Here is a 21,042-nt window from a genome sequence, read left to right as displayed (position 1 = left end):
TTATTTCCCCTCTTGTCGTTCAATCGGTATGATAATCGTTACAACAAAGTTTTCATACTTCACACTTTCAATTTTCACTTGCGCTTTTTTCCCATAATAGAATTGAATGCGGTCAGAAATATTTTTTAAACCGATACTCTCATTCGTATTTAGTCCACCTTCTGATAGAGATGAATTGATGGATTCTAATTCCTCTTCCGTTACACCTTCACCATTATCAGCTATGACTATTTTTAGTCGATGATCTAGTTGTCTATGAATCGAAATATTTAATTCACCTAGTATCTGCTTCTTTTCAAAACCGTGTTTAAAGAAATTTTCTACGATTGGTTGTAAAATCATTTTCGGCATTTTTACTTTGTTTAACTCTTCATCCACTTCTAGGTTATATACAAATTTACCATCATACCGCTCGTTTTGGAGCGATAAATAATCTTTTATATGGTTTAATTCATCCTTCAGCGTTACAAAATCCTCATTATTTTTCATGCTATATCGCATGATTTTTGAAAGCGACATAATTAATCGATACACTTTAATGCCATCATTTTTTAATGAAAGAGTTCCGATTGACTGCAAGGCATTATATAAAAAATGCGGATTAACTTGAGACTGAAGTACTTTTAATTGATTCGTTTTATTTTCGATTTGAAGCTTGTACTCTTTAATATATAAATCATTTAACGTATCGACCATTGAAGTAAAATGCTTCCCTAATTGACCAAATTCATCATTTCCTAACGTATCAAACGAAACAGCAAGCTCACCTTGCTCGATTCGTTGCATGTCCCGAATTAAGATTCGAATTGGCCGCGTAAATCTAAAGGAAACAATAATCGTTAAAATGATGACTAATAGCACTGAAATTGCGCCTAAAGTAACCGTAATTTTCACTAATTGAGTAGAATTATAATAGAGATTCTTATAAGGAATACTTTTAATAATTGTCCATTGTTGATGCTTGCTTTTTACTTTGTCGTACACATACACACCACTAAAGTCCTTGTCCTTCCATTCAAAGCTCGTTTCACCTGATTTGTCTGTGCTAATTTTTTTATACCACTTTGTTTCTAGCTTTTTACCAATCAGATTTTTTTCAGATGAATACAGAACAACATTGCCATCTCCAACAACAAAAAGATGTTCCTCACCTTTTTTATAAATACGATCGAAAATCTCTTTTATTCTACTTAATTCAATATCAATCGATAAAAAACCTAACCACTGGTCAGTAGTGACATTATTTAAAAAATAATGAAATGATACTACCTGCTTAACTGGCTCGATTCGAAAATCAGATAAATCATTATAATTTTGAATCGGATGCGTAGGTTGTACATAATACGAATCCCTCGAATAACTTAAATTTCGATACGTGGGAATCTGATTGAAATTGTACAACTTCCCTCGGCTACTTACCTTTGCATTGTAAACGGTGTAATCATCCCTACCCTTCGCTAAAAATAAATGCAGCTGCTCAATCTCTCTCCTCGAAAAATAAAGCCCTAATAAACTACGCTGAATTTCAGCAGAATTTTGTTCAATATACTCAGTGGCACCATTCTCTAACACAGACAAAAACGGTCGATTACTATAAATGGACAATGGAATACCGTAAATCTCATTATAATAATTCAACAAATCATTCCCACTACGTTTTAATAAATCGTAATTTGTATTAACAAATTCCTTCGTAACCGTGTTCTTCGTATAAAAATAATTTGCGATAATCGATAATCCAAATGGAATAATCGTAGCGATTAATAATAAGGTAATCAACTTACTTCTAATACTATTTTTCATCATAACATCCTTTGCGGAAACGTTTGCACTTTCTATTATCTAGTTTATCAGAAAGTTAAAAATTTACATATAGGAATCTGGGGAAGGCTCTCGGAAAGGTATAAAACTAAAGTGATTAGGTGCCCATAGAGGGGCGAACGGTTTGTGAACTTTATTGGTGGGTTTGTGAACTTTGTGCATAAAGTAGGGGTTATTGTTCATATTGTTGGAAATTTTGTGCATAAAGTGAGGAGATTTGTTCATAAAGCTGGTGGTTTTGTGCATAAGTTGTCTGCTCTTATTTGGGGAGCGCTCTGTCTGGTGGAAAACTACTGAGTTTGAGTCTGAAAATACGAACACTATGTGTACTATGTTGATAAAGTTGTGAACTTCGTTGATATATTGCTTATTTTGGTTGATATATGCCCTGTTCTCGTTGATAAATGTCCTATTCTCGTTGATATATTGCTACACTACACTGATTGTCGGCTCAATTACTACTCAAACTGGCTTAATTTTCGCCAAATCGGCTCAATTATCGCTAAAACCAGCTCTGATCAAGCTAATCCCCCTCATATACCCCAATAAACACAAAAAACCCACAAGGAATTCCTTGTGGGCTATGGAGGTATTTTAGGGAAGCCTCAATTTAAAGAATTTACTTCTTTAATTTCATCCAAGTTTCTTCAAGAGATTTTAACATTTCTTGAGAAGATTTTTGTTTTCCAACGTAAGCTTGCATTGCTGCACCGAACTCATTTGTAGCTCCGTCTGGGTATTTGAACCAGTTCCAAGATAATGTTTTACCTTCAGCAGAGTACTTTAATAAGTCGTCAGCGATTGGTCCTAAGTTTTTACCTTCGATTGTTTTTAAAGCAGGGATGAACTTGAATTTTTCAACGATATATTTTTTACCTGTGTCAGATGTAACCATCCACTCTAGGAATTTTTTAGCTTCTTCTTTGTTTTTAGCGTTTTTGTTAACTACCCAGTTATTTGGTACACCCATTGGTAATTTATCCATTGCTTCTTTGTCGTCATTGATTGGAATTGGTAATACACCTAAGTTCATGTTCGGAGTAATTCCATCAACCATACCTTGAATCCAGTTACCTTGTTGGATCATAGCAGTTTTACCTTGAGCAAAGTTTGTAACTTGAGTGTTGTAATCAGTTGTTAAAGGATTTTTGTTACCGAATTTAACTGTTAAATCAAACAGTTTCATAAAGTCTTTGAATTTTTCGTTGTCTTGAATTTTCACTTTACCAGAATTCACATCAGCCATGAATTGATCTGGATCTTGTTGTTGAGCGAAAGGAATATTTAATAAGTGAATTCCTAAAATCCACCACTCACCGTAACCGATTGAGAAAGGAGTGATGCCTGCTTTTTTAAGTTTTTCAGCTGCTGCAGTTAATTCGCTTAATGTTTTTGGTGTTTCAGTAATGCCAGCTTTTGCGAATAAATCTTTATTGTAAATAAATCCATAACCTTCAGTATTCATAGGCATACCATATAGTTTGCCGTCGATTGTCATTGGTTTTTCAGTTCCTGGATATAAATCTTTTACCCATGATTCATCAGAAAGATCTTCTAATTTATCTTTCCAAGTAACTGCTTCTTGGAATCCACCATTGTTGAAGATATCAGGCTCGTTACCTGAAGCAAATTGAGCTTTTAATGCCGCACCGTAGTCAGCACCGCCACCTACAGTTTGAATTTTAACTGTAACGTTTGGATTTTCCTTATGGTAATCCTTCGCCATTTGTTCTAAATCTTTCGCAATCTCAGCTTTAAACTGGAATACGTTTAAAGTTACTTTTTTATCCTTTGAATCATTTGAAGCTTTGTCTGCAGATCCTCCAGAACATGCAGAGAATAACATCACTGAAGTTGTTAATGCAGCTGCAACCTTTAGCATCTTTTTCATTGTAGAAACCCCCGTCTCAATATTCTTTATTTTGAATACGCTTTCATTATACATTTAAAAATTCTTAACTAAGGATAGCCTATATTGACATGATGGGTGGAATATATTGATAAACTTCCACCCAATCACACTATTTAATTGAACCGCTAGTAATTCCTTTAATAATATGTTTCTGTGCTGCAAAGTAGAAAAGTAACAGTGGAGTAATCCCTAAAACAAGACCAGATAACGCTAGATTCCATTGTTTTGTATATGCTCCAAAGAAATAGAATGTAGCAAGCGGAATCGTTCTTAACTCCATATCTCTTAACACAAGTGATGGTAATAAGAAGTCATTCCAAATCCATAACGTATTTAAGATCACAATTGTAACCGTAATTGGTTTTAATAATGGGAAAACGACTTTCCAGAAAACCATCGTCGGTGAACATCCATCAATAATTGCTGCTTCTTCTAACTCAATCGGAATCGTTTTAATGAAACCGTGATATAAGAAGATCGATAATGCTGAACCGAAACCTAGATACATTACTACTAATCCCCAATGGCTATTCATTAAATGAAGCGTACTTCCAACTTTCACTAATGGAATCATGATTGATTGGAATGGGATGACCATTGTTGCTACAAAGATAAAGAAAATGATATTTGAAATTTTACTTTTTGAACGAACTAATTTATAAGCTGTCATCGAGCAGAAAAAGACGATGACAACATTACTAACAATTGTCACGATTAAGGAATTCACTAGTGCCTTCCAAAAATTCATAACTTCAATTGCTTGTTGATAATTTGTAAAATCTAAGCTTTTTGGAAGCGAAGATGTATTTTGTAAAATATCAGCAAATGATTTAAACGAGTTGCCTAATACATAATAAAAAGGAACTAAGAAGATGAGCGCAAGTATGATTGCCGCTATTTCTAATATAAAAGTAAGGCCAGTATATCGTTCTTTTAGCATTATGCCTCAACCTCCCTCTTCTTCGTAATGTAAACTTGAATGACCGAAATCAACGCAACGACTACGAAGAAAACAATCGCTTTCGCTTCACCTAAACCATAACGGTTATTAACAAAAGCCTCAGTATAAATATTTAAAGCCAACATCTCAGTAGACTTAAACGGTCCACCATTCGTTAATGAAAGGTTTGTATCAAACACTTTAAATGACCATGAAATGGTTAAGAATAAACAAACTGTTACAGCTGGTGCTACCATCGGAATAACGATTTTGCGTAACACTTGGAATTTATTCGCACCATCAATTTGAGCTGCTTCAATTAATTCCTGTGGCACACCTTGCAGAGCCGCTACATAAATAACCATTATGTAACCTGCACCTTGCCAAACCGCCACGATAACAATTGCCCAAAATGCACCTTTTTCTTCTCCTAAAAGTGCTCTTTGTAAAAAGTCTGAATGCAATAACTGTCCAATCGAAATTAAACCTTTATTAAAAATGAACTGCCAAATGAAACCTAATAATAAACCACCGATTAAATTCGGAAGGAAAAAGATCGTTCTTAAAATATTACTTGTTTTTAATGCCTGAGTCACGATCAACGCTAAACCAAAACCAATCACATTGGTCAAGATCACCGCGAATAATGTATATTTACCAGTTAAAAGAAATGAATGAATAAAATCTTTATCCTGTGTAAAAATGTATTTATAATTTTCAAGTCCGACCCACTTAGCAGAATCCGCTACACCATCCCACTCAGTAAATGAATAGAAAAACCCTATTAAAAATGGCGTTAACACGATCGCTGCAAATACTAAAGTTGCTGGTCCTACAAACGTAAGATAATTTAAAAAATCTCTTAATTTTTTAGAAGACCTCATTGTCTTGGCATCTGTTAAATTTGAATCAATCACTTTTTTCGTTTCAATCATCTGTAACACCTCCACTATCATCATAAAATACCTCCCCAGTTGTGAAAACGTATTCATTTGAACAGTAGGGTGGAATATATTGACTAGATTAAATTGCATCGTTATTAATTTAGGCTTCTTTTAAATTCGGAACTTCTGATCCTTTGTTTACTTTTACGTTTTTTTATTAATCTCTAGAAAAAATTTTTTCTCGTCTATTTCTGCTCAAAAACCTTGATATGACAACGTTTTCTAGACATGGACAATAAGCGTCCATAGGGTAGGTAAAGTCCCTGGAGAAATAGTGAATCGAACGTGATATAGTGGGCTTAGGGGGTGTTTCTAATGCAAATTTTAATCTGTAAAGAATGCGCAGAAACAATTGAATACGCGGAATATAAAAAAATTGTGAAAATCTATTCAACTTGCGAAACATGCAAAAAAGGAACAGCTAATACAACTGCAAAATAATATAGATCAAGACTTTAATATAAAAAAACTTAAATGAATATCTAGAAAAAAGGATCTTGCTTAAAGATCCTTTTTCATTTTTCTTCTTGGTAGTTGGAGGCTCTGTCGACACTACATAATTAATTGAACAATACGCTACCTACTCATCTATTTTTTTTGAACTAAATGGTATAATTATTGAATAAATTCTAATAATTTCTTATTGGAGAAATAGATCAAAGGATAATAGAAACGATACATTTACATCACCCGTTTAGTGATTCCATTCGTTTTCGCTTTCTGTTTGCACGCTTATTATACGGAGGTATTATGTTGAAAAAAATTGTTCTCTCTTTACTGTTGCTATTGTTTATATTGCTTAGTGCATGTGAGCGTCATGCAGCGGAAGAAAAAATGTATGGAAAATGGACTTATCACACCGAAACGACCAAATCGAATAACTCAGTTGATTATTTAATTGAAGTGAAAGAAGATAAAAAAACGCATCTAATTACTTTAAAGACGACCACCAAAATGGGATCATACGAGCAAACCATCGATCGTCACTATACAATTCAATCGTCGACAAACAAACAGGTAAAAATGAACCCAAAAGGGTCTACAAACACATTAACGATTACAGTAACAGACACAACACTGGTATTTGCAAATCAAAAAGATGTTGTCTTCAAACGTGTTACTAAGAACAATTAAAGGACTATCTAAACAGCATCACCTTGTTATTGATAATTAACAAGGTGATGCTGTTTTAGATTGCCAAATAGTAAAACAATCCTATGAACGCAAAAAAAAAAACCGCCTTACATAAGGCGGCTTACCTCGTTACCTTTAACCCGATTACTTAGGACTAGCACCAAATCGATTATCTCCCTCATCACTATCCAAACAGAAGAAAACGATAAGAATAATCGTACCAATAAACGGAATCAAACCAATTAACAGCCACCAACCACTTCTACCGGAATCATGTAATCTACGTGCGCCAACTGCTAAACTCGGCAACAAAGTCAAAAGTCCATAAATTCCAGTTAAAACCGTACCTAAATCGGCAAAACTTTGTAAAAATGAAAGTATAATAGTGATAATGGCATTAAACAGGAAAAACATCCAATACTCTGTTCTTCGAGCTCTTCCATTGAATACAGCATAGTTTTTTAATACTTTTAAATACCATTCCACGATGGATCCCTCCTAAGTAGTAAATATGGTACATTTAAGTCTATTCTGAATACCCAATGAACATTATTAATTTTTAATTTTTAGAGAATCTATTTTGAATTAACACAAAAAAAAACGCCTAAATATAGGCATGAAGTAGTATGAAAATTTTGTTGAGGAATTACAAAAAAATTACTGTATAATAACCTCGTAACAAAACATTTTCTTAGGAGCTATATTTTGAAGCCGATTTTCATAAAATTTTTACTGTTAATTTTTTCACTTTTATTTATTATTAGGTTTACTTTTTTTCCGGTCGCTTCTTTAGGAATAGGCGTTGCTGAAGGTGGATTAAATTTAATCCCATTCATCAACATGTTTAATGGGTTTGACATTAAAACATTTATTGTTAATATTTTTGGTAATATCGTGCTATTTGTACCATTTGGGATTATTTTAACGTCAATAATGAAATCAAAAAAAGTTATTAGTATTGGCTTATTTTTATCGGTAAGTATAGAAGTTTTCCAATTTATGATGTCTTTTAGAGTGTCAGATATAGATGATGTTATATTAAATACTTTAGGAACTTACATTGGATATAAGATTACAATGCACATATGGCTAAGCAACGATAGTAATACATAATTAAAGCAATAATCAAACCTGTGTCCTTTATTGGATACAGGTTTTTTCATTTCAAAGCGTTTCCATAGTCCAGCTTTTAAGTCAGTCAAATCAAAAAAGGAGTCCAAAATCACGGACTCCCCATCAAAGAACTTATCTATTACTTGGAACTGGTCCAAAACGATTCTCATGATCTTCACTTCTAAAACATGCCCATACGATCAGAATGATTGATCCGATAATCGGAATTAACCCAATTAAATACCACCAACCACTTTTACCAATATCATGTAACCTGCGAACACCGACTGCTATTAAAGGCAGCAATGTTAATAAGCCATAGATTCCCGAAAGAATATCATCAAGGTTAACAAGCTTCTCAACTATTGAAAGTAAAATAGTAATAATAGCATTAATCAACATGAACATCCAATATTCTGTACGACTCGCTCTACCATGAAATCCGACATAATTCTTTAATCCTTTTAAATACCACTGCACGATAGATCTCTCCTAAGAAGTAAATTTAGCTAAAAGCTAAGTATAGTAAGATTAACATATTTTAATGGATAATATTCCTTATTATTAAAATTTATTAAGAGAAATATGCGTATTACCTCGTCTGCTGTTAATTAAGCCAAGTTCACAAATTAATCAATACCGTTCAAAAAGTGTTCGCAAACAAAAAAAAGAAGTCCAAAATCTAGGACTCCATCATCAAGTAACTTATTTATTCACATGCGTCAACGTAGCACCATAAGGAGTTACATCAAAAAAGTCTCCGTATCCAACAACAGTTCCACTACCGTTAGCAATAACTGATTTTCTAGACTTCCATGTTTCTCTCCATTGTGGATTTACATCTGCAGCACGACGGTTAACGATGATATTCATTTTTTTCGTTTCGATTTGTTCTCTTGTTAAATTTTTTGTATCGATCTTTTTAAAGTCATCTAGTATTAAATTTTTCGTTTTGTCTGAGATTGCACCACTTTGTACGAAGATATCAAACATTAGTGCATATCCTCGTTTTGTCCATAATCCGAATGTTTGGTAGTACTTTTCGGCTTGGTCAAAATACCACTTTGAAGCATTAATTTGTTCATCAATGCATTCTTGGCTTGTACCTAATTTTTTAAAATATGTCTTCCAAGGTTCTACCACTTGGTATTTATCCTTAGGATCGCTAATTGAATCTCCCCAAGCTACCTGTTCTTTTGTTGATTTGTTTAAAATGACATCTTTGAATGTGTTATAAGAATCCATATCTCCATTGAAAGCTTTTAAAACTACATCATTATGATTTTTAAACATATTTTTCATAATTGGTTGTAAAGTCTCTGTCCCGAAATTTTCTTGAAGTGCTCCAAATGATAATCCTGCTCCGTCGAAGTTTCCACTAGTTGTACCAAATGCATCCGCTTCAGATGATGACGTTTCATACCAGGATGTAATTTCTAGTGCCATCTTTTTAACTGGTTCACTTGCTGGAAGCTTTACTGGACTAATTGTTTGTGTAGCTGGTTTCTTTGTAGCAACTTTCATTTTTGTAGGAATAGTTAATTTTTGTCCAATTAGAATTGTGTTCGATTTTAATTTATTTAGCTTTTTAATTTCTGCAACAGTTGTTTTATATGTTTTTGAAAGTTTGTAAAGCGTGTCCCCTTTTTTAACTTTATACGTAACAGATGCCGCATTAGCTGGTCCGACTACTGTTCCTAAAGAAAAGACAATCGCTGTAGATAGAATAACGTTTTTTATCGATTTTTTCATGTTAGATTACTCTCCCTTACTATTAATCTATTTATCTAGGTTAACCTCAGGATTTCACTTTTACAGGTTGATAATTACTATATCAAAATAACTGCATGTATACATCGTACAAAATCTTCCATAAAAAAAGACAAATCCTATTTCAAAATAAGATTTGTCTTCAACCTTTACTTATTGATTCTTCAACTTGTCCCAAGTATCTTGAAGCGATTGTAGTAATTGTTGTGGATTTTTTTGTCCACCGACATAAGCTTGCATTGAGGCACCAAATTCGTTTGTTGCACCATTCGGATACTTGAACCAGTTCCATGAAAGTACTTTTCCTTCTGCTGAGTACTTTTGAATATCGTCAGCAATTGGCCCTAATCCTTTTCCTTCAATTGTTTTAACAGCTGGGATGAATTTAAACTTTTCTACAATATAATTTTTACCTGTGTCAGAAGAAACCATCCAATTTAAAAACTTCTTCGCTTCTTCTTTGTTTTTTGAATTTTTGTTAACTACCCAGTTATTCGGTACTCCGACTGGAATTTTATCCATTGCGTCTTTATCATCATTAATTGGTATTGGTAAAAGGCCGAGCTTCATATCTTTTGTAATTCCATCAATCATACCTTGCGTCCAGTTTCCTTGTTGCATCATTGCAGTTTTTCCAGATGCAAAGTTTGTAACTTGTGTATTGTAATCAGTTGTTAATGGATTTTTATTTCCATATTGAATCGTTAGATCAAATAATTTGATAAACTCCTTAAATTTTTCATTATCAGGAATTTTTGCTTTTCCTGCATTTAAGTCGGCGATAAATTTGTCTGGATCTGGTTGTTGTGCGAATGGAATATTTAATAAATGAATTCCTAAAATCCACCACTCACCATATCCTACTGAAAAAGGCGTAATGCCAGCAGCTTTTAATTTTTTAGCTGCTTCTTCTAATTCAGTTAATGTTTTTGGTAATTCTGTAATTCCCGCTTTATCAAATAAATCTTTATTATAAATGAATCCATATCCTTCAGTGTTCATAGGCATTCCTAGTAATTTGCCATCAACCGTCATCGGTTTTTCTGTTTCTGGATATAAATCCTTCACCCACGCTTGATCAGACAAGTCTTCTAGTTTGTCCTTCCAAGTTACGGCCTCTTGGTATCCGCCATTATTGAAAATATCTGGTTCATTTCCCGATGCAAATTGGGCTTTTAAAGCTGCTCCATAATCTGCTCCCCCACCTACTGTTTGAACCTTAACCGTTACATTTTCATTTTCCTTTTGGTATTCTTTCGCTAAAGCCTCGAGGTCTTTAGCAATTTCAGCTTTAAACTGAAAAATATTTAATGTAACTTTCTCACCAGAAGCTGGCGTTTTCTCTTCTTCTTTTTTATTACATCCAGTAAACAACAACATACTAGTTGATAAAACGGCTATCGACTTAAATAATTTTTTATTCATATGATCCTCCTTACTTTATTGAACCGCTAGTAATACCGCGAATAATTTGTTTTTGTGCTGCAAAGAAAAAGATTAATAATGGCATAATGCCTAAAACCAATCCGGCTAGTGCTAAATTCCATTGTTTCGTGTATGCCCCAAAGAAATAAAAAGTAGCCAGTGGGATCGTGCGTAATTCTTGATCGCGTAAAACTAAAGATGGTAATAAGAAATCATTCCAAATCCATAAAGTATTTAAAATCACAATTGTTACGGTGATTGGCTTTAATAAAGGGAAAACCACTTTCCAAAAAACCATGAACGGTGAACATCCATCAATAATTGCTGCTTCTTCTAGTTCAATTGGAATTCCTTTTATAAAACCGTGATATAGAAAAATCGATAATGCTGATCCAAATGCTAAATACATCACGACAAGCCCATAATGACTATTCATTAAATGAAATATACTTCCAACACGGACAAGTGGTATCATAATTGATTGAAATGGAATGACCATTGTCGCAACAAAAATAAAAAAAATAATCGTCGAGATTTTATGCTTTGTGCGAACAAGTTTATAGGCTGCCATTGAGCAAAATAATACGATCACAACATTACTAGCAACCGTTACGATTAAAGAATTCAACAGAGCTCTCCAAAAATCCATTATGACGATTGCTTGTGAGTAATTTGTAAAATCAAAAGTTTTGGGTAATGACGATGTATTTTGCAAAATATCTGAAAAGGATTTAAACGAGTTTCCTAATACATAGTAAAAAGGAACTAGAAATACGATTGCTAATATAATCCCAAACAGTTCAAGTAAAAAGGACAGTCCGGTATAGCGCTCATTTTCCACTATGCTTCAACCTCCCTCTTCTTCGTTATATACACTTGGAGAATTGAAATAGCTGCGACAACAATGAAGAAGACAATAGCTTTTGCTTCTCCTAATCCATACCGATTATTTACGAATGCTTCTGTGTAAATATTTAACGCAAGCATTTCCGTCGATTTAAACGGTCCACCACCAGTAAGCGACAGATTTTGATCAAACACCTTGAAAGACCATGAAATAGTTAAGAATAAACATACAGTTACAGCTGGTGCCACCATCGGAATGATGATTTTCCTTAAAGTTGTAAATCGATCTGCGCCGTCTACTTGAGCTGCTTCAATCAATTCCTGTGGTACACCTTGGAGTGCTGCTACATAAATGATCATAATATAACCCGCACCCTGCCAAATCGCTACAATAATAATCGCCCAGAAAGCCCCTTTTGCAGTACCTAACAATGATTGCATTAACGAATCGATTCCTAACGCCGCTCCTAATGACGTTAACCCTTTATTAAAAATAAATTGCCAAATAAAACCGAGTAATAATCCACCTATTAAATTAGGTAAAAAGAAAATCGTCCTTAGGATATTTCTTGATTTAAGCCCCTTTGTAACTAATAAAGCCAAGCCAAAACCAATCAAATTCGTTAAAATAACCGCAAAAAATGTATACTTAGTCGTAATGATAAAAGACTGTTTAAAGTCTGCATCTTGTGTGAATATGTATTTGTAATTATCAAAACCCACATATTGGATATTCCCGACTACCCCATTCCAATTCGTAAAGGAATAATACAAACCCATCAAAAAAGGAACAAGCACTAATGCTGCAAAAACTAGAAAAGCCGGACCTACAAACACAATAAAGCTCCCACTATTACGGCGTTTCTTTCGACTGGAGACCTTAAAGTCAGTAGCATCATCAACAACAGTTTCAATTTCTTTCTTCATTGTTTTATCAAACTTTGACAACTATGTACCTCCCTTCAACTAAAAAAAGCAACTCCACCTTATTATTTAAAAGTGGAGTTGCTTTTATTCTAAATTAAGACGCACTCTTCATATGAGTGCTACGTTGATCCTTCTGATAATTAACAATAATAATACCTGACGTAACCATCATTAAACCGATGAAAACAAGATATGATAACACTTCATTCAGCATAAGTGATGATAAAATCACCCCAAAAACTGGCACTAAAAATAAGTACATTGACACTTTTCCAACTTGATTATACTTCATGACATTGTTCCAAAGTATAAAGCCCACAGACGAAAGCAACGATAAATAAACGAGCATTCCAAACGTCTTAACATCAAAGTGAAACGGGAAAAACCCTGCCGTTAGCCCACCAATTAATAACAACCCAATCGAGCCAATCATCATTTGATATGCCGTTAAATAAGCAACATCCACTTTCTTCGCAGCCTCTTTAGCAAGAACATTACCATAACCACCAAACGCCATCGCAATCAATAACAAAATCTCACCAATTCCCAAATGCAAAGAAAGAGTCCCCTTCGTTATATTCACGATGATTACACCAACGAACCCAACCGTCACACCAACAATCTTACGCAAAGTTAAACGATCATTCTTATACATAAAATGCGCTGCCAAAAGCTGAAAAAACGAAGTAGTCCCAGCAATAATCGAACCCTGAACTCCAGTCGAAAAACTCAAACCTATATAAAACAACACATATTGTAAAAACGTCTGAAACAAACCAACTTTCCCCACAACAAAAAAAGTATCCCGCTTAAAAGTTAACTTTCTTCCTATCAAAGTAAAAAATACCAAAATCAATAATGAGGCCAAAAAGAAACGATAACCCGCAAAAATCATCTGCTTCCAAATCTCATTCTTCCCAATATGCAAATGCTCATAACTCAACTTAATAAACGGAAACGCACTCCCCCATAAAAAAGTCGTAACAACCGCTGACCCAATCACTCCCAAAGGATGCGTAAAAAACCTTTTCGCAGACATTCTTTCCCTCCATATGCCTTTTCTCTGTAGAATACAGTTTATTCTATCATTTGTTGGGGGATTCTTTCTATTTGTTTTGACTTTTGGGGTGTTTCTCTAGCTTGATCTGGTCGCTTATGAACAAAAATCTGTGATTTATGAACAAAACTACACGATTTATGCACGAAATACCGTGGTTTATGAACAAATCTTCATGATTTGTGCACAAATCAAAAAAAGGCCAAGAATTAATGCCTCGGCCACGATTCATATATTAATCATCAAATTCAAACAAATACTTAGTGCTTTTATAGCATCCAATTTGTTTTAAATTAAGTGACTTTAACAAATTTGTTGAGCTCGATCTCGAGGATAATTGTAAAAAATCTCTACACTCAATATTCGAAATTGAGGGACCCATTAAATATCCATAATCATAAATAGCCTGAATATGTGCATCCTTTGATTGATAAGTACAAACACAACACCAACTTCCATGTGTACGCTTCATCATATTAGTAGTGCAATTCGGACAGATTACACCCTTAATAATGTCAGTTTTATCAATATTGTATTTCTCTAATACATTAGTATTTTGGGTAGTATGATATTTTAATATTGCTTTCGATATTTTTCTTATTTGATTTGATGAAAATATTTGATTGGTTTTGATTTCATTTAGCTTTTGTATTTTTAAAGGTAGTTGTTCTGCATGAAATATATTATCAAGTACTTGAGAATTACGAATTGTAGTTTTTATTACCGAGGAAGAATTGCTGATGATGATAAATGAGTAGATAGAAGGTATTTCTAATTTATATTTTTCAAGAAAAGCTCGTAGCTGTTTTTGATGACGATTAACTTGTAAAATGGGATTAGGAAAGCTTTCTTCATTCTCCCCTAGTACCCGAATAAATTGATTAAAGTCTCTTTCAAACCTAAGATTTCCTAACATATTTTTAATTTCCAAAATAAGAATATACTTGTTTGTAATAATCACTGTATCAATTTGAAAGAACTGCTTCTCCTCATTTTCCAGTCTAATATTATGGAGAATATTGTATTCTTTCATTGATAGTACGTCTAAATAATAATCAATTTTTTTCTCTCCATTATAACCTGTTTTGATTTTCATAAAATCACTCTCAATAATTGAACGCATTGAATGTTTTTTTGGTATTCTCCTAAGTAGTGCCTCTAATTTTAATAACATCATAGGTGTTTTTCTTTCTTTAACAATCAATAATAGTCCCTCCTTTTGTTTATTTACTCTATTATCTAACTAAAATAAATTCATATCGTATTGATTTGTGACTCTTTTGCGAAATAAAAGAAAATAAAATTTGTAATCTATAGCTTTATGAACAAAAACCTGTGTTTTATGAACAAATCTACGGACTTTATACACAAATACCCGCACTTTATGAACCAAGTTCACAACATTATGCACATAGTTCACAATCTGTTCGGCCCCCAGCCACAAAAAAAAAAAAAAATTCAATCCACAAGCAAATTTTTTCATCACACTTAATAGAATGTGGTAATATATAGTTAATAAGAATTATTTTAATTAAGAAATCTGTGAACTAAAAACAACTTAGAGATTAAATAAATAGTAATGCCTTATAAAATGTACGCTGCTGTCCTAGGACGGCAGCTTTCGTCGTTTTATAAGGGTAATGAAGTTGATTATTTTTCTCAATTGAAAGTATGAAAGGGGAAATTATTATGGAAGCAAGTCCAAAAGTATCAACGATTCATGCTACATATGAAGCTGACCATGTGGAATCTACGTCATTTCTATCAAAACATGGAGAGTTAATTGCCGCTTTAGTTTCTGGGGCGTTAATTCTAATTGCTTCATTTGTTAAAAGTGATAATTCAATGATGTCGATTATTTTATATGTTTTAGCATTTTGTATCGGAGGTTACGCAAAGGCAAAGGAAGGGATCGAGGATACGATTGCTGAAAAAGAGTTAAATGTTGAGATGCTAATGATTATTGCGGCTGTTGGTTCGGCTGCTATTGGGTATTGGACTGAAGGTGCCGTATTGATTTTTATCTTTGCTTTAAGTGGTGCACTTGAAACGTATACGTTAAATAAAACAAATAAAGAGATCTCTTCTCTGCTGTCTCTTCAACCGCAAACGGCAATTCGTTTAGTTGATGAAGTTGAGGAAGTTGTAAGCATTAAGCATTTAAACATTGGTGATTATATTTTAATTAAAGCTGGTGAGCGTATTCCTGCTGATGGTCAGATTATTAAAGGTGAGACATTAGTAGATGAATCAGCACTTACTGGTGAATCAATACCAGTTGTTAAGAATTTAAAGGATGAAGTTTTTGCAGGTACGATCAATATGAAAGGGACACTTGTTGTTGAAATCACGAAGCATAGTGATGAGACGCTTTTCCAAAAAATCATTAATCTTGTTCAAACAGCTCAAAGTGAACAAACTCCTTCTCAACAATTCATTGAGAAGTTTGAAGGTGTATATGTAAAGGGCGTATTAACTGCAGTAGCGATTATGATGTTTTTACCGCATTTTGCATTAGATTGGTCATGGACGACAACATTTTATCGCGCAATGATTTTACTTGTAGTAGCTTCACCTTGTGCTCTAGTCGCATCGATTACACCCGCTGTTTTATCAGCAATTTCAAATGGCGCAAAATCAGGAATTCTTGTTAAAGGCGGTATTCATTTAGAGCGACTAGCTGTCTTAAAAGCAATCGCATTTGATAAAACTGGTACGTTAACAATTGGTAAGCCAGAAGTAACAGGCTTTGAGAAAGTAGAAGATTTCGATCGTACAGAATTATTATCAATTGTTGCTTCAATTGAAAAATACTCTACTCACCCGTTAGCTGCGGCAATTGTTGATTACACAACTAAGGAAGGCATTACAGTATCTTCGTCATTTGAACAAATTGATGACCACCCTGGTTTCGGTGTATCGGCAATTTTAAATGGTACTGAATACCGTGTTGGTAAAAAAGAGTTCGTGACAATGAAGCAAAATCCACTTATTCATTTTGAACAACAGTGGGAACAAGAAGGAAAGACAATCGTTTATGTAGGTACACAAGATCAAGTCGTTGCCATTTTCTCATTAAAGGATTTAGTTCGTAACGAATCAAAGCAAGCATTATCTACGTTAAATAAATTAGGTGTTCAAACAGTCATGATTACAGGTGACTCTGAACAAACAGCTAAAGTAATTGCTGCTGAAAGTGAAATCAATGAATACTTTGCATCATGTCTACCAGATGAAAAAGTATCGATCGTTAAAAAGCTGAAAGACAATTATGGTCAAGTGGCAATGGTTGGTGATGGTATAAATGACGCCCCTGCCCTAGCAACTGCAAATGTAGGAATTGCTATGGGTGGCGGAACTGGCGTTGCTTTAGAAACGGCCGATGTCGTATTAATGAAAAATGACTTAACGAAAATTTCAAAAGCAATCACATTGTCTAAACGTATGAACAAAATTGTTAAACAAAATATTATCTTTTCTCTTAGCATAATTGCATTCCTTATCTGCTCAAATTTCCTACAAATTATTGATTTACCGTATGGAGTAATCGGTCATGAAGGAAGCACAATTTTAGTTATTCTTAACTCTTTAAGATTATTAAGAGATTAAAAAAACGCATCGTACAACAAAAGTACGATGCGTTTTTTATTAGACTGACTTTACAGTAATAAGCATTGCAAGCAGGCAAAGTATTCACGTCAGCCTATTAATTAATGGTAATCATTACTTCCGTTTGCAGATCCACTAGTTTTGCCCTTTGGATGTGAGCTACTTTTTTGCTTTTTATTTGATTTATCATTATGGTTTTTCTTATTATTACTCATTTAAGTTTCCTCCCTTATTGAAGTCCCTTTTAGTTTACCTCTCAAAAACAGGACTACTCATGGAAGAAAACTCCATTAGATTAAGTCGGATTCGGCTTATTAGGATCAATTAATTTTGGTTTCGGTTTGTGCTTACCATATATGCGTTGCTTTATTAGGGCATTTAATTCTCCACCAATAATCACAACCATTGCTGAAATGAAAAACCAAATCATTAATACGATAATTCCACCTAAACTGCCGTAATGACTTGTGTAATTCCCAAAATTGTCTACATAATAAGCAAAACCAAATGAGGAAATAATCCATCCAATCGTTGCAAATAGTGATCCAAAGAAAACCTTTTTAATATGGACAACTTTACTTGGTCCAATTGAATAAAGAACAGTAAAAACAATCATTAAAATTACAAAACTAAGTGACCAGCGAATTAGACTCCATGTATACAAGAACTTATTCGATATTCCTAAAGAACGAAATACAAATTCAGCAATAACCTTTCCAAACACCGGTATTAATAGCGCGAACACGATCACAAAAATCATAATAATCGTTAACAAAATCGAAACGCCTCTTGTGACAAAGTAATTTCGTTTATCCTCTACATCATACGCATCATTTAATGCCCTAATGATTGCATTAATACCATTAGACGCTGCCCAAAGTGTTGCAATTACCCCTACTGATAATACGCCACCATGTGATTGACCGATTATTAATCGTAAATTACTTTGGATAATAGCCATTGCATCGGGTGGGGCGTATTGACTTAAGAAAGACATAATTTCATCAGTAGAGAGCGGTAAAAAGGTTATGACCTGTGTAAGAACAAGTAGAAATGGAAAAAGAGATAGCATTAAATAATATGCTAGCTCTGCTGAACGAGATGCTATTTCGTCTTCCATACACTTCTTCATTAAATCCCAAACAAATGCTACAATAGAATTCTTTTTGTTAATCAAATTGACACCTTCAATTGTTATTCTTTAGATGTATTACCTGCCAATAAAATTGATTCAACTTTCTCTTGTACTTCATCTGCATTTTCATCAGTTAAATCTTCAATACCTTCAAGAGTAGCTTCTAACTGCTCGTCAGTATGTAAAGAATTTTCTGATGTTTCGTCGTTTACCTCTAGTGAAGTCGCTGAAACTTGCGATTTCCCTTCTTCTAGATCAACTGAATCCACAATTTTCGCTTCAACAGCTTCAACTGCTTTTTCAGTTACTTTAGAAGATCCTTTATCAAACTTATTTAATGTAGAATCTTTAATTTCAATCCACTTATCTTTAACAAGCTGAACGTTACCTTCTAATTTCTCAACTGAGTTTTGTACTACTCTCAATTGGTTGCGAACTGCCCCTTTTACGATTTCTGGATCGTCTTTAATTTGATTTAATTTGTTCGATACACTTCTTCCCTTACGTGAGATCTTCTCACGATTTTCTTTGTTAAGTAGCGTAACCCCTGCACCAATTGCGACTCCGACAAGAATATTGCGTAAAGCTTTGTTACGTTTTGACATTCTACATCCTCCTCTAAACTGTTAATTGGTGTTGCTTTAAAATATGCTGAAGTAAATGTGAACATCCTTCTGTAACGATGTCATATACTTCATCAAAATTACCTGTATAATATGGATCAGGCACTTCCTTCCACATTGATGCGGGAACATAATCTGAAAGTAGTGAAATTTCCCCTATACAATTATTTCTTGCTAAATTCACTAAATCCTCTTTATTCTGTGCATCCATAGCAACAATATAACTAAAATATTTAAAGTCATTATCTGTCACTTTTCGAGCTTTCATACCATCACAACTAATACCCTTTTCACTTAATAAACCTTGTGTTCCCTTATGCGGAGCATGACCTAAATGCCAATCTCCAGTACCAGCTGAGTCTATCACAAATTGTTTATCTAACCCTTTTTCTGTCACTAAATGACGAAAAACAGCCTCAGCCATTGGCGAACGACAAATGTTACCTAAACAGACAAATAATACATGAATCATCTCGATGTCTCCTTCAAATTATTTACACTTTCTGCCAAAAATTAGCTGCTTCTTTTGTATTTATTCTACACGGTAAACTTTAATATGAAAAGCAAGCCACTGTGAATAATTCTTGGACAATATAAATAAGATAAGAGTTATAATGCTTATTTTTTACATAATAGCTACGATTACACTCATTTTTTAAAAATAGTTTTAATTTCCATCGAAAAACAAAAATTTTTTTAATTTTTATGGATAAATTAATTGTATTTTTAAATCACCTTGACTATATTTAGTAAAGACAACTAAATGTAACTGAACCACAAGGGGAGCCACAAAAGGCTGAGAGTGAATAGATTTTAGCTATTCTTACCCTTCGAACCTGTTAGTTAGTACTAACGTAGGGATGTGGCACGATGAAAAGCAACACTGGGATCATCATGCTACCAGTGTTGCTTTTTTATTTATTCCAATACTGTATCCTCCGTAAAATGTGTTTCACTACATACGTTGTCCACGAGATAAAGGGGGAAATAGAAATGAAAACATCAAAGATTCAATTAATGGCAGAAATAGCGATGTGTGCAGCATTAGCTATCGTATTTGACTTCTTACCATTATTCACTGCACCTCAAGGTGGCTCAGTATCATTAGCAATGCTTCCAGTTTTTCTAATCGCTTTTAGATGGGGATTAAAACAAGGATTAATTACCGGTCTATTACTAGCGTTATTACAACTAGTAACAAAACCATATTATGTTCACCCAATACAAATACTTTTAGACTATATCGTAGCATTTACAAGCCTTGGTTTGGCAGGACTTGTCTTTAATCAAGTAAAAAACAGACTAGCAAACGGCAATAAATCAAGCGCAGCAGCCTTTATTATTTTTGGAACTTTCATCGGCTCACTAGCTCGTTTCATCTGCCACTTCATTGCCGGAATTGTATTCTACGGCTCATACGCTCCAAAAGGAACTCCAGTTTCAATTTATTCATTAGTATATAACGCTTGGTACATGGTTCCTTCATTTATTATTAGCGCAGTTGTACTGATCATCTTACTTTCATCGGCACCGATTCTTGTTAATGTTAAGAAAAATCGAAATCAGGCAGCTTAAGACAGTTTATATATAGGAAGAAAAGCCACTTCAATTTGCTTGTGGCTTTTTTGAATTCCGGACGATTTCAGCTTGTTTATGCAGTATATCAACGAAGATCACAACTTTGAACCCATACCATCTTTCCACACACAGAAGCACCCCGACCTCATTTATGCAGCAAAACCACCACTTTATGAACAAACCCCAATGATTTACGCACCAAAACCAA

The 21,042-nt window shown here is 33.9% G+C and carries 21 protein-coding genes and 1 riboswitch; of the genes, 6 read left to right on the top strand and 15 right to left on the bottom strand.

Annotated features, from left to right (window positions below):
* Positions 1–1,803, bottom strand: coding sequence for a sensor histidine kinase (locus COC46_RS01895; RefSeq protein ID WP_176545027.1), 1,803 nt, complete (start codon positions 1,801–1,803; stop codon positions 1–3).
* Between the two features lie 144 nt (positions 1,804–1,947).
* Here COC46_RS01895 and COC46_RS22055 point away from each other — a divergent pair, with 144 nt between their 5' ends.
* On the top strand, positions 1,948–2,118 hold the full coding sequence (locus COC46_RS22055) for a hypothetical protein (RefSeq protein WP_176545026.1): 171 nt from the start codon (positions 1,948–1,950) through the stop codon (positions 2,116–2,118).
* Positions 2,119–2,440: 322 nt separating this feature from the next.
* Here the strand turns inward: COC46_RS22055 and COC46_RS01890 are convergent, their stop codons facing one another.
* The 3 genes from COC46_RS01890 to COC46_RS01880 all read right to left on the bottom strand — a co-directional run bounded on the left by COC46_RS01890 (position 2,441) and on the right by COC46_RS01880 (position 5,557).
* On the bottom strand, positions 2,441–3,712 hold the full coding sequence (locus tag COC46_RS01890) for an ABC transporter substrate-binding protein (protein ID WP_098808083.1): 1,272 nt from the start codon (positions 3,710–3,712) through the stop codon (positions 2,441–2,443).
* Positions 3,713–3,842: 130 nt separating this feature from the next.
* Entirely contained in the window at positions 3,843–4,673 is an 831-nt protein-coding gene (locus tag COC46_RS01885) for a carbohydrate ABC transporter permease (protein ID WP_098808082.1), read from the bottom strand.
* The gene (locus COC46_RS01880) at positions 4,673–5,557 is read right to left on the bottom strand and encodes a carbohydrate ABC transporter permease (protein ID WP_098808120.1); all 885 of its coding nucleotides are present in this window, start codon (positions 5,555–5,557) and stop codon (positions 4,673–4,675) included. Before COC46_RS01880 ends, COC46_RS01885 begins: the two co-directional genes overlap by 1 nt.
* A 375-nt stretch (positions 5,558–5,932) precedes the next feature.
* On the opposite strand from COC46_RS01880, the gene COC46_RS01875 reads away from it, so the two are divergent.
* Both COC46_RS01875 and COC46_RS01870 read left to right on the top strand, forming a co-directional pair.
* Positions 5,933–6,058: a GapA-binding peptide SR1P gene (locus tag COC46_RS01875; protein WP_098808081.1), complete on the top strand. Its 126-nt coding sequence runs from the start codon at positions 5,933–5,935 to the stop codon at positions 6,056–6,058.
* Positions 6,059–6,370: 312 nt separating this feature from the next.
* Positions 6,371–6,751, top strand: coding sequence for a hypothetical protein (locus COC46_RS01870; RefSeq protein WP_098808080.1), 381 nt, complete (start codon positions 6,371–6,373; stop codon positions 6,749–6,751).
* A 144-nt stretch (positions 6,752–6,895) separates the two neighbouring features.
* Here COC46_RS01870 and COC46_RS01865 read toward each other — a convergent pair whose 3' ends face one another.
* The gene (locus COC46_RS01865; protein WP_098808079.1) at positions 6,896–7,237 is read right to left on the bottom strand and encodes a DUF805 domain-containing protein; all 342 of its coding nucleotides are present in this window, start codon (positions 7,235–7,237) and stop codon (positions 6,896–6,898) included.
* Between the two features lie 219 nt (positions 7,238–7,456).
* Here COC46_RS01865 and COC46_RS01860 point away from each other — a divergent pair, with 219 nt between their 5' ends.
* The gene (locus COC46_RS01860; protein ID WP_176545025.1) at positions 7,457–7,864 is read left to right on the top strand and encodes a VanZ family protein; all 408 of its coding nucleotides are present in this window, start codon (positions 7,457–7,459) and stop codon (positions 7,862–7,864) included.
* A 132-nt stretch (positions 7,865–7,996) separates the two neighbouring features.
* On the opposite strand, the gene COC46_RS01855 is transcribed toward COC46_RS01860, so the two are convergent.
* From COC46_RS01855 to COC46_RS01825, 7 genes are all read right to left on the bottom strand, one after another.
* A complete protein-coding gene (locus COC46_RS01855) occupies positions 7,997–8,344 on the bottom strand; it encodes a DUF805 domain-containing protein (RefSeq protein WP_098808077.1) in 348 nt (115 codons plus the stop codon).
* A 225-nt stretch (positions 8,345–8,569) separates the two neighbouring features.
* Positions 8,570–9,616, bottom strand: coding sequence for a LysM peptidoglycan-binding domain-containing protein (locus tag COC46_RS01850; protein WP_098808076.1), 1,047 nt, complete (start codon positions 9,614–9,616; stop codon positions 8,570–8,572).
* Positions 9,617–9,787: 171 nt separating this feature from the next.
* Positions 9,788–11,059, bottom strand: a complete 1,272-nt coding sequence (locus COC46_RS01845; protein ID WP_098808075.1) for an ABC transporter substrate-binding protein — start codon at positions 11,057–11,059, stop codon at positions 9,788–9,790.
* A gap of 10 nt (positions 11,060–11,069) precedes the next feature.
* A complete protein-coding gene (locus COC46_RS01840; protein ID WP_098808074.1) occupies positions 11,070–11,900 on the bottom strand; it encodes a carbohydrate ABC transporter permease in 831 nt (276 codons plus the stop codon).
* Positions 11,900–12,832: a carbohydrate ABC transporter permease gene (locus COC46_RS01835; protein ID WP_098808119.1), complete on the bottom strand. Its 933-nt coding sequence runs from the start codon at positions 12,830–12,832 to the stop codon at positions 11,900–11,902. The genes COC46_RS01840 and COC46_RS01835 overlap by 1 nt, the downstream gene beginning before the upstream one ends.
* Positions 12,833–12,926: 94 nt before the next feature.
* Complete coding sequence (locus tag COC46_RS01830; RefSeq protein WP_098808073.1) at positions 12,927–13,871, bottom strand: DMT family transporter; 945 nt, start codon at positions 13,869–13,871, stop codon at positions 12,927–12,929.
* Between the two features lie 253 nt (positions 13,872–14,124).
* Entirely contained in the window at positions 14,125–15,093 is a 969-nt protein-coding gene (locus COC46_RS01825) for a nuclease-related domain-containing protein (RefSeq protein ID WP_098808072.1), read from the bottom strand.
* Positions 15,094–15,578: 485 nt separating this feature from the next.
* Here COC46_RS01825 and COC46_RS01820 point away from each other — a divergent pair, with 485 nt between their 5' ends.
* Positions 15,579–17,498 (top strand): heavy metal translocating P-type ATPase, encoded by a 1,920-nt coding sequence (locus tag COC46_RS01820; protein WP_255294786.1) that lies wholly within the window; start codon positions 15,579–15,581, stop codon positions 17,496–17,498.
* A gap of 295 nt (positions 17,499–17,793) precedes the next feature.
* Here the strand turns inward: COC46_RS01820 and COC46_RS01815 are convergent, their stop codons facing one another.
* The 3 genes from COC46_RS01815 to COC46_RS01805 are packed head-to-tail and all read right to left on the bottom strand — an operon-like array spanning position 17,794 to position 19,728.
* On the bottom strand, positions 17,794–18,675 hold the full coding sequence (locus COC46_RS01815) for a YihY/virulence factor BrkB family protein (protein ID WP_369700004.1): 882 nt from the start codon (positions 18,673–18,675) through the stop codon (positions 17,794–17,796).
* A 17-nt stretch (positions 18,676–18,692) separates the two neighbouring features.
* Complete coding sequence (locus tag COC46_RS01810) at positions 18,693–19,238, bottom strand: hypothetical protein (RefSeq protein WP_098808070.1); 546 nt, start codon at positions 19,236–19,238, stop codon at positions 18,693–18,695.
* A 13-nt stretch (positions 19,239–19,251) separates the two neighbouring features.
* Positions 19,252–19,728 (bottom strand): low molecular weight protein-tyrosine-phosphatase, encoded by a 477-nt coding sequence (locus tag COC46_RS01805; RefSeq protein WP_098808069.1) that lies wholly within the window; start codon positions 19,726–19,728, stop codon positions 19,252–19,254.
* Between the two features lie 297 nt (positions 19,729–20,025).
* A riboswitch (TPP riboswitch) is annotated at positions 20,026–20,134 on the top strand.
* A 115-nt stretch (positions 20,135–20,249) separates the two neighbouring features.
* On the opposite strand from COC46_RS01805, the gene thiT reads away from it, so the two are divergent.
* Positions 20,250–20,831 carry an energy-coupled thiamine transporter ThiT gene (thiT, locus tag COC46_RS01800; protein ID WP_098808068.1) on the top strand — a complete coding sequence of 194 codons (582 nt, stop codon included), beginning with the start codon at positions 20,250–20,252 and terminating at the stop codon, positions 20,829–20,831.
* The last annotated feature ends 211 nt before the right edge of the window (positions 20,832–21,042 follow it).

This window comes from Bacillus sp. AFS041924 (assembly GCF_002577195.1).
In the GTDB taxonomy this organism is placed as follows: domain Bacteria; phylum Bacillota; class Bacilli; order Bacillales; family Bacillaceae_G; genus Gottfriedia.
This window is presented reverse-complemented; position numbering and strand designations above follow the sequence as displayed.